We start from the raw sequence: 9,297 nt of genomic DNA on the forward strand, positions 1-9,297 counted from the left end.
ATGCTGATCCGGCTGCGCCGGGAGTACGGGCAGTTCATCACCTCGGGCGCCCAGCTGCTCGTGCTGGCGATCGGCATCAAAAGCGAAACCCGCACCGGCTGGCTCGTCTCGCTCGGCCTGCTGGCGGTGATCGGCCTCATCGCCTGGACCTCGACCTTCCGCCGTCGGCGCGCCATCACCGACACCCCGACCTCGCGCATCGCCTCGGCGGCGCAAGGCTACGTCGAGCTTTCCGGGCAAGGCCGCGCGCTCGACGATCCGCCGCTCTACGCACCGCTGACGCAAGCCCCCTGCCTGTGGTACCGCTTCCAGATCGAGGAACGGACCGGGCAGAACAAATGGCAGACCATCGACAGTGGCGAAAGCGACGTGCCCTTCATCCTCGAAGACGGCAGCGGCCGGTGCGTGATCGACCCGGACGGCGCCGAGATCCTCACCCAGCACCAGCGCACCTGGCAGGAGAACGGCTACCGCAAGACCGAATGGGCCTTAAAGCCCGACGACCCGCTCTACGCCCTCGGCGACTTCCGCACCCTGGGCGGCGCCGCGCAGGACTTCGACGCCAACCGCGACCTCGGCCTGCTGCTGGCCGAGTGGAAGAAAAACCGCCCCGAGCTGTTGCGCCGCTTCGACCTCGACCACGACGGCACGCTGAGTGAAAAGGAATGGCTGCTCGCGCGCCAGGCCGCGCGCCGCGAAGTCGCCCGCCAGCACCAGGAAGCGCGCGCCGCGGACGACGTCCACACCCTGCGCCTGCCCCAAAGCGGCCAGCTCTACCTCATCTCCAACCTCGACCCCAGAGCGATCGCCCGCCGCTACCTTGTCTGGTCGCTCTTCCACCTGGCCTCGTTCTTCGCCGCCCTCGCCGCCCTGCCTTGGGCCTGGCGCCTCCCTCACTGACCCCTGCGCCGGCGTAAGCCGCCGGAACGCCTTTTCCTCACCGACATCATGCCCACGTTCGCCCGCCCCCTCTTCCGCCGCAGCGTCTGGATCGCGCTCTGCGCCCCCTTGCTCCTCGCCGGCTGCGCCGCCCTGCCCGGAAAAAGCGAAGCGCCGGTCGTCGAAAGCAAGCTCGTCAAACCCGTGCGCATCGGCCTCGCCCTCGGCGGCGGCGCGGCGCGCGGCTTCGCCCACGTCGGCGTGATCAAGACGCTGGAAGCCCAAGGCATCGTCCCCGAACTCGTGGTCGGCACCAGCGCCGGCGCCGTGGTCGGCGCGCTCTATGCCGCCGGCAACGACGGCTTCGCGCTGCAGAAACTCGCGCACACCCTCGACGAAACGAAGATCAGCGACTGGTCGGTGCCCGACCGCGGCGTGCTTAAAGGCGATGCGCTGCAGAAATTCATCAACGACGCCGTCGGCCAGCGCCCGCTCGAAGGCCTGAAAAAGCCCTTCGGCGTCGTCGCCACCGACCTCGCCAGCGGCGAAGGCATCCTCTTTCGCACCGGCAACACCGGCCAGGCCGTGCGCGCCTCGGCCACTGTCCCTGGCGTCTTCCGCCCGGTGTCGATCAGCGGCCGTGAATACGTCGACGGTGGTCTCTCCAGCCTGATCCCGGTGCGCCATGCCCGCCAGATGGGCGCCGATGTGGTGATCGCCGTCGACATCTCCGCTCGCCCCGGCAACCAGCCGCTGCGCGGCACCTTCGACATCCTGCTCCAGACCTTCACCATCATGGGCCGCAACCTCGCCCGCTACGAGCTGAAAGACGCCGACGTGGTGATCCGCCCGCAGGTCGGCAACGTCGGTGCAACCGACTTCACCGCCCGCCACGACGCCATCCTCGAAGGCGAACGCGCCGCCCTCGCAGCGCTGCCGCAGATCAGGGAGGCGTTGAGGAAGGCGGGGAATGGGGGGTGAGGAGTTGATGCAGGCGTTACACCGGTTTATTCAGATGCCACGCAAAGTTAAGTCGTTTGATTGCCTGTGCAAGAAAATCAAACAATAGGTGAAACTGACACACGACGAACCGCACGCGCAGGGAGTGAGAGTTGGGCGTTTGACCACTTAAACTGTTCATACTGAGACCGAATGGAGGTTTCCTCAGGACTCTCGAAGAGATCAGCGCGTTGTGCCGAGTGCGCAATTAGCTCAAGGGTATTCAGATAATAGGAAGAATGTTCTGACTCCGTATCGAGCATTTGCACCGCATTTCGGAGATCGGATTTTCTGCTTTTCCGCCAGTGGCGAGGCCAGTCCAGCATAGCGCCTCCCCAGCGCTGACGATGACTCTCTTTGATGTAACTGCTGAATTGAAGGGTGAATCTAGGCGGGATCAATTGATTCATGCCTGAAATACAAAAACTCGTTCCAATCAGCTGATGCCCATTCTCAAGCCTCGCAGCCTCAACTATCGGCTGCCCAAGAAAAATATTCTGATCCGGATTGAGCACAGCTTCGCCAACAGCGATAGCACCACGCAGAGGAAGGCCAACCTCCAGCCCCCGACATATCAGGTCATTGCAGACATCTAGAAAGCTGTCACAAGGAATAGGATGGTATATCCATCCATCGGCCGGATTGGTCGCACGCTCTCGGCAAACAGCAAGTTCGACGCCGCGCGCTTCTGGCCAGGTTCGATCTGCCCATAGCAAGATTGAGTCACTTGCGTACGCTCCATACACTTTATTGAACGTGAACACATCGCCTTCCGCCGTCCAATAGGGAGCTTCCTTGAAGCCGAGATTGCCAAAAACTCGTTGTGCTTGCTCCTTGCGGTAGTCGACTACTTTGATCAAGGCTTCATAGCGCGCCTGCATTTCTCGTAGCCCAAGACGTGCCAGCCTCTGCTCGAACCCAAGAATATCGAAGAGCGCAACGATGTATCCGTATGACATAGCGTAGATTAGTACTCAGAGATCATATATACCTTTCCGCGCATCCTAATCCTTGCCATTTCCGCCGACAACCGCCTCTGCCCCTCCTCAACATCACCACCTGCGGAACACGGACCGGATCGCTGCCGTCTACCCGTGAGCCGTGGCCATGCCCGGCGACAACGGGGAGTTCACGATGAGCATGATTCTGACGGCTTTTGAGCGATCGCCCGATGGCGGTAAAGGCCTTGCCCGCGACACCCGTGTCCGCTGGGCTTTGGAAGAGGTCGGCCAAGCCCATGAAGTCCGCTTGCTTTCCTTCTCGGCGATGAAGGCGCCGGCGCACGTCGCCCACCAGCCTTTCGGGCAGATTCCCACGTTGGAGCAGGACGGCCTCGTGCTGTTCGAAACGGGCGCGATTACCCGAACCTTGCCGCCTACGTCACCCGAGGCGAAGCGCGCCCCGCATACCAGCGGGCGATCAATGGCTTAACGGAGGCCGGCGGTAACGCGGCCCAGAACGCCACTAACCGCGGTTAGAGCACACGCCAGAAACGACCGCCCGCAAACGCCGTCCAATGCGCCCCACAGCCGGCCTGGAAGGCACATCCAGACGCCCTTCCAGCCGTGCCCTGCCAGACACGCCATTCCATGCGCTCTCCAGGCCGATCCTAAACGGCCGGGGGAAATCCGCTTCGGCTTCGTTCAGGCAGCGATCGTTTTGCCAACTACTCCAGTTCGGCCCAGCGCTCGAGCAGCAGCAGCAACTCTTCGTCGATCGCCGCCATCCGCTCGGAGAGTTGCTGCGCTTCGAGCGGCGCGCCCTGGTAGAGCGCGGGGTCTTCGAGGCGGGCGGCGATGGCTTTTTGCTCGTCCTCGAGCGCGGCGATCTTGCCCGGCAGCTCGGCGAGCTCGCGCGTTTCCTTGAAGCTCAGCTTGCGTTTGCCGCCTTCGCGTTCGGCTTTCTTTTCGCTCGCGGCGGGCGGCGTGGCGGGTTTTTCACTGCCATTACGTTTCGCGGCGCGCTCCTCGTCGGCCTGCGCGGCGGCCTGGCGCGACTTGGCGAGCGCCCAGTCCTCGTAGCCGCCGGCGTATTCGCGCCACACGCCGTCGCCTTCGCTGGCGATGGTTTGCGTCACCACGTTGTCGAGGAAGGCGCGGTCGTGGCTCACCAGGAAGAGCGTGCCGGGGTAATCCTGCAGCAGCTGTTCGAGCAGTTCCAAGGTCTCGATGTCGAGGTCGTTGGTCGGCTCGTCGAGCACCAGCACGTTGGCCGGGCGGGCGAAGAGGCGCGCCAGCAGGAGGCGGTTACGCTCGCCGCCGGAAAGCGATTTGACCGGCGAACGCGCGCGCTGCGGCGCGAAGAGGAAGTCGCCGAGGTAGCCGATGACGTGCTTCTTCTCGTTGCCGATTTCGACGTAGTCCGAACCCGGCGAGATGACGTCAACGAGCGCCGCCTCTTCGTCGAGCTGGGTGCGGAACTGGTCGAAGTAGGCCACCTGCAGGCGCGTGCCGAGGCGCGCCGTGCCGGCGTCCGGGGCGAGTTCGCCGAGGATCAGGCGCAACAGGGTCGTCTTGCCGGCGCCGTTGGGGCCGATCAGGCCGATCTTGTCGCCCCGCTGCAGGCGGCAGGAAAAATCGCGCACCACGCCTTTGTCGCCGAAGCTCTTGCTGACGTGGCTGAGTTCGGCGACGAGCTTGCCGCTCTTCTCGCCCGAATCGAGCGCCAGCTCGACCTTGCCCTGCCGGTCGCGGCGGGCGGCGCGTTCGCGGCGCAGTTGTTCGAGGCGCAGCACGCGGCCTTCGTTGCGCGTGCGCCGCGCTTCGACGCCCTTGCGAATCCACACTTCTTCCTGCGCCAAAAACTTGTCGAACTTGGCGTTCGCCACTGCCTCGTCGTGCAGGATCTGTTCTTTCTTGGCCTGATAGGCGCTGAAGTTGCCCGGGCAGGAGAGCAGCCGGCCGCGGTCGAGTTCGACGATGCGCGTCGACACACGGTCGAGGAAGCGCCGGTCGTGGGTGATGAAGACGATGCTCATCGGCGAGCCGATCAGGAGTTCTTCCAACCACTCGATGGCGCCGATGTCGAGGTGGTTGGTCGGCTCGTCGAGCAAGAGCAGGTCGGGCGTCACCGCCAGCGCCTGCGCGAGCGCGAGGCGCTTCTTCTGCCCGCCCGAGAGCGTACCGACGCGCGCGTCGGGATCGAGCGAAAACCGCTGGATGACGCGCTCGGCCTGCGATTCGAAGGACCACGCCTGGCGCGCCTCCAGCTCGCCCTGCAGCGCGTGCAGGCGGTCGAGCAGCGTCGCCTGGTCGGCGCCGGGCTCGGCCATGGCGTGCGACACGACGTGGTACTCGGCCAGGAGCGCGGAAACTTCGCCCATCCCGGCGACCACGGCCTCGAACACCGAAAGCTCAGGATCGAAGGGCGGCTCCTGCGGCACGTAGCCCATGCGGATGCCCGACTGGCGCCAGACGCTGCCGTCGTCGAGCGCGCCCTGCCCCGCCAGAGCCCGCAACAGCGAGGATTTACCGCAACCGTTGCGCCCGATCAGGGCCACACGCTCGCCGGGGTCGAGCTGGAATTCGGCATGGTCGAGCAGAGGAACGTGGCCGAAGGCCAGCGAGGCGTCGGAGAGGATGAGATGCGGCATGGACGATCCGGGCAAGGCATGAGGAAGACACGAAAACGCCGGGCGGGCGCGGCGTAGGCAGTCCGGGCGCTAGAACCGCCTCCGCGCGATCCTCGCTCTTGCGTCAAGGGCGAGGCGCCGGCGCGCGCGCAGGGCGCGCGGCCGTGACTATACCTTGAAGCGCGCCAGCATGCTCTGCAATTCACCCGAGAGGCGCTGCAAGGACTGCGCCTGATCGGCGTTGCGCCCGGCCGCCTGGGCGATGGCATCGGAGCCGCTGGCGATCTTCCCGACCATGTTCACGATCTCGCCGCTGGCGGCGCTCTGCTCGCGCGTGCTCTCGGCGATCTGGCGAATGCGGTCGAGCGTCAGCGCTGCGTTGGCGTCCATCGTCGCCAGCACTTCACCTGCCGTCCGCGCCGAGCCGACCCCTTCGCCCATGCGCTCGCTCAGGATGTGCATGCCCTGCACCGCACGCTCGGTTTCGACGACGATGGCGTCGATGGTCGTCGAAATCTCGCCGGTCGACTGCGCCGTGCGTTCGGCCAGCTTGCGCACCTCGTCGGCGACGACCGCGAACCCGCGCCCCGACTCGCCCGCCCGTGCCGCCTCGATCGCCGCATTGAGCGCCAGCAGGTTGGTCTGGTCGGCGATTTCCAGGATCACCTTGACGACACCGGTGATCTGGCGCGAACGCTCGCCCAAGGCATCGACGAGGTCGGCCGAGCGCGTCACCTCCTGTGCCACCCGCTCCAGCTCGCCCACGGTGCGTTCGACCACCTGCTTGCCTTCCTCCGCACAGGACTTGGCGGTGGTCGAAATGTCGCTCGCCGCCGCGGCGTTTTCGGCCACCTGGGCAATGCTCGACGACACTTGCTCGACGCTGGAGGCGATGCCGTTGGCGGCCTGCGCCTGGCGACCCGAATTGTCGATGCCTTCCTCTGCCAGCTGATGCATGGCGTCGGAGGCTTCGCGCACCTGCTTGGCCACTGTATTGATCTCGCCGATCAGCTGGCGGGTGTTGTGCGCCATGGCGAACAGCGCGTTCTGGAGGATGTCGATCTCGTTGCGGCTCGTCCGGTCGCCGGCGCGCAAATCCACTTGCAGGTCGCCCTCGCCGAGGCGCACGACCTCGCCCGCCAGCACGTGCAGCCCGCGCAAGCGCTGCCTCACGAAGAAGAAGACGAAGAGGCAGATGAGCAAGGCCGCGATGACGCTGGACACGACCAACAGGTTGCGCAGGTGATCGCTCAAGTCGAGGTACTCGTCGCGCCAGCTGCCGGTTGCGACGATCCAGCCCCAGGTCGAACTGCTGGCGTAGCTGACCAGTTTTTCGCGCAAACGCTGGTTGGCATCGGGCAACAGGTACTGCTCTGCGCCGTTGCGCCGTTCAACCATTTCGGTCAGGCTGCGCAACGTGCTTTCGGGGAAATTGCTCTCGGGCAAGGTTTTGCCCTGGCGCGTCGGGTGGAGGATGAACTCGGCGATGTCGGGCTTGCCCAGAGGACGCAGGATATAGACATACCCCGTCTTGCCCGAGACGAAGCTCTTGAAGAGGGTTCGGATCTCCTTCAGTTCGTTGTCCAGCGCGATGCGCATCGACAACGCGCCATACACCTTGCCATCAGGCGCACGCAGCTGTTTGACAACGCTGAAGTTGTACGCGCCGTTGCGGATCGTCAGGCCGCGATAATCGCGGCCTTTGAGGATTGCTTCGGCCACCGGATCGTCGTCCGGAATGCGGGAGCCATACATCGACTTGCCGTCGCGCTTGAGCAAGGTCGCCGCGCGGTAAAGCTTGCCGTCCTTGATCGCCAGAAACGCCGCCTCGTCGCCCGTCATCTCACGGAAGGCCGCCAGTTTGCTATCGCGCCCATTGATGAGTTCGCCGCCGATGCGGATCGCCGGCAGATCGATTTCGCCCGTGCGCACGGTTTCGCCACCGGGCGTGATCGCCCCGCCGACCCATTGGGTGAACAGACGCAACTGCCGTTCGGCACGCTCTTCGACGTTACCGTAAAAGGTATCCAGCGTGCCGGCCATGACCTTGGCCTCCTGCTCCAGGGTACGGCTGGTTTCGTCGATCAGGGATTTTTCCGTCTGCCTCAGAACGCCCCAGGTCAGGGCCAGAAAGACACAAAACAGGAAGACCGATATGACGAGAATGATCTGCGAAGCAAGCGGAAGGTAGCGCAAACGCATAACGTCCCCTTTATTGGTAAGCCGCGGCAATGCGATGAACTCTCATCAGTATTGACGCCGAACCGCGGGAACGCAAACCGACACCTCGACCATCGCCACGGTTCCGGCGCGCCAGCGCCGTCTAGGCGCGCCCGCGGCATCAGGCTACAATGCCGCCCTGGCCTGCTCTCCGTAGCATAATGGATAGTGCACACGCCTCCTAAGCGTGCGATACAGGTTCGATTCCTGTCGGGGAGGCCAAAGCAGACTCAACCGTCAGCAACGGCGCGATACCGTGCCATCTCATCTCATCGTGGCCGATTTAAGGTGTTGCGTCGCGCTCGCCTCAGACGCTTCTCTGCCCTTCGTGCAACAGCCATGAACGGAAAGCGGAAAAAACGGGCCGGTCAAGCTTGTCTGCGACGAAACAAAAATAATGGCCCTGATCAAGTTCGAGGGCTTCCCCAAGAATTTTCAGCCGCCCCTCCGCGAGTTCATCCTCCACAAGGATTCTGGGGACCAAACCAAGGCCAAGACCGCTGAGCGCCGCCTGTATGAGCGCCGAGTATTGCGCAAAACGCGGTCCGGCAATGGCACGCGCCTCGTCCACCCCGTGTTTCAGCGCCCATTCTGGCCAGGCCACTGGCGCCTGTTCATGGTGCAAAAGGGTGAGCCCGCCAATGGCATCATGGTCGACGCCGCCATCCCCCGAACCCAGAACGCTCGGCGAACCGACGCACACGAAGTCGCGTCCTGCGATGTACTCCGCTCGCACGTCTGGCCACCCCCTGGCTCCGTAGCGAATGGCGGCGTCGATGTCGGAGGGGAAGTTCTCGTTAACCTCGACATGCTTTCGAAAACTGAAGGTCACATCAGGATATTGACGGCGGAATGCGGCCAGCCGGGGAATTAGCCATTTCGTCAAGAACGTGGGCACGCTGGCAATCGTCAGCACACCAGCCCCCACACCAACCGATCGCGCCTCGTAAGTCGCGGACTCAATCGTTCGCAGGCAGGGCGAAATTTTCATCCAGTACTCGCGCCCCACGGGGGTCAGCGCAATGCCCCGCCCGTTCTTCCTGATTAAGGGCTGACCGACAAAGCTTTCCAAGCCCGCAATTTGTTTACTCACTGCACTCAAGGAAACGCACAGTGCAATTGCGGCGTGCGTAATGCTTCCATGCCGTGCAACGGCATCCAATGCAAGCAATTCGGCAATCGTGGGTGTCGTTCTTTTCATGATCGAACAGCAAGACAAAAGGTTTCCATCACCTCAAGCATTGTAAAGAAGAATTCACGCAAACCCGTCGCTTTCGTCTCTAGAATGAAAACGCATCCTAAGACATGTGTCTGCACCCCTCTCACACAGCGAGAAAAGAAAAGTCCACGGAGCGTTATGAAACTGCGTTGGGTCACCCTCGGTTACCTTGTCTATCTGGCGATGCCGATCGCGTTGCTGGTGATCGGTTCGTTCGGCGACCTGTGGTTGAACACGCTGCTCCCGAAAGGGCTAACCACGCGCTGGTACGAAGAGGTGATGGCGGACCCAAGTTTCCGCCGCGCCTTTGCCTCCAGTCTGTTTGTAGCCGCAAGTACCGCGGCATTGTGTGTGCCGACGTCCCCCCGTTTTGAGTATCGGTTTGGATTAGAGTCCTGTTGCTGATCAT

Annotated in this window: 8 protein-coding genes and 1 tRNA gene; 5 read left to right on the top strand and 4 right to left on the bottom strand. The window is 63.5% G+C overall.

Going from position 1 to position 9,297, the window contains the following annotated elements; all coding sequences use genetic code 11:
* Both QMB55_RS02745 and QMB55_RS02750 read left to right on the top strand, forming a co-directional pair.
* The gene (locus QMB55_RS02745; RefSeq protein ID WP_497587128.1) at positions 1-900 is read left to right on the top strand and encodes a GIDE domain-containing protein; all 900 of its coding nucleotides are present in this window, start codon (positions 1-3) and stop codon (positions 898-900) included.
* 48 nt (positions 901-948) lie between these two features.
* Positions 949-1,860 (top strand): patatin-like phospholipase family protein, encoded by a 912-nt coding sequence (locus tag QMB55_RS02750; protein WP_497587129.1) that lies wholly within the window; start codon positions 949-951, stop codon positions 1,858-1,860.
* 77 nt (positions 1,861-1,937) lie between these two features.
* On the opposite strand, the gene QMB55_RS02755 is transcribed toward QMB55_RS02750, so the two are convergent.
* Positions 1,938-2,837: a hypothetical protein gene (locus QMB55_RS02755; RefSeq protein WP_497587130.1), complete on the bottom strand. Its 900-nt coding sequence runs from the start codon at positions 2,835-2,837 to the stop codon at positions 1,938-1,940.
* 175 nt (positions 2,838-3,012) lie between these two features.
* On the opposite strand from QMB55_RS02755, the gene QMB55_RS02760 reads away from it, so the two are divergent.
* Positions 3,013-3,309, top strand: coding sequence for a glutathione S-transferase N-terminal domain-containing protein (locus QMB55_RS02760; protein ID WP_497587131.1), 297 nt, complete (start codon positions 3,013-3,015; stop codon positions 3,307-3,309).
* A gap of 235 nt (positions 3,310-3,544) precedes the next feature.
* Here QMB55_RS02760 and QMB55_RS02765 read toward each other — a convergent pair whose 3' ends face one another.
* Complete coding sequence (locus QMB55_RS02765; protein WP_497587132.1) at positions 3,545-5,470, bottom strand: ATP-binding cassette domain-containing protein; 1,926 nt, start codon at positions 5,468-5,470, stop codon at positions 3,545-3,547.
* 147 nt (positions 5,471-5,617) lie between these two features.
* Positions 5,618-7,651, bottom strand: coding sequence for a methyl-accepting chemotaxis protein (locus QMB55_RS02770; protein WP_497587133.1), 2,034 nt, complete (start codon positions 7,649-7,651; stop codon positions 5,618-5,620).
* Positions 7,652-7,816: 165 nt separating this feature from the next.
* On the opposite strand from QMB55_RS02770, the gene QMB55_RS02775 reads away from it, so the two are divergent.
* Positions 7,817-7,891 (top strand) — tRNA-Arg (locus QMB55_RS02775).
* A gap of 85 nt (positions 7,892-7,976) precedes the next feature.
* Here QMB55_RS02775 and QMB55_RS02780 read toward each other — a convergent pair.
* Positions 7,977-8,870 (bottom strand): LysR substrate-binding domain-containing protein, encoded by an 894-nt coding sequence (locus tag QMB55_RS02780; RefSeq protein WP_497587134.1) that lies wholly within the window; start codon positions 8,868-8,870, stop codon positions 7,977-7,979.
* Between the two features lie 156 nt (positions 8,871-9,026).
* Between QMB55_RS02780 and QMB55_RS02785 the strand changes: the two genes are divergently transcribed.
* Positions 9,027-9,293, top strand: coding sequence for an ABC transporter permease (locus tag QMB55_RS02785; protein ID WP_497587135.1), 267 nt, complete (start codon positions 9,027-9,029; stop codon positions 9,291-9,293).
* The last annotated feature ends 4 nt before the right edge of the window (positions 9,294-9,297 follow it).

Origin of the sequence: Propionivibrio sp. (genome assembly GCF_041441355.1) — a bacterium.
In the GTDB taxonomy this organism is placed as follows: Bacteria; Pseudomonadota; Gammaproteobacteria; order Burkholderiales; family Rhodocyclaceae; genus Propionivibrio.

Excerpts from the sequence above, each read along its gene's own strand:
- QMB55_RS02745 (WP_497587128.1), top strand. The coding sequence starts at position 1 with ATGCTGATCCGGCTGCGCCGGGAGTACGGGCAGTTCATCACCTCGGGC.
- QMB55_RS02750 (WP_497587129.1), top strand. The coding sequence starts at position 949 with ATGCCCACGTTCGCCCGCCCCCTCTTCCGCCGCAGCGTCTGGATCGCG.
- QMB55_RS02755 (WP_497587130.1), bottom strand. The coding sequence starts at position 2,837 with ATGTCATACGGATACATCGTTGCGCTCTTCGATATTCTTGGGTTCGAG.
- QMB55_RS02760 (WP_497587131.1), top strand. The coding sequence starts at position 3,013 with ATGAGCATGATTCTGACGGCTTTTGAGCGATCGCCCGATGGCGGTAAA.
- QMB55_RS02765 (WP_497587132.1), bottom strand. The coding sequence starts at position 5,470 with ATGCCGCATCTCATCCTCTCCGACGCCTCGCTGGCCTTCGGCCACGTT.
- QMB55_RS02770 (WP_497587133.1), bottom strand. The coding sequence starts at position 7,651 with ATGCGTTTGCGCTACCTTCCGCTTGCTTCGCAGATCATTCTCGTCATA.
- QMB55_RS02780 (WP_497587134.1), bottom strand. The coding sequence starts at position 8,870 with ATGAAAAGAACGACACCCACGATTGCCGAATTGCTTGCATTGGATGCC.
- QMB55_RS02785 (WP_497587135.1), top strand. The coding sequence starts at position 9,027 with ATGAAACTGCGTTGGGTCACCCTCGGTTACCTTGTCTATCTGGCGATG.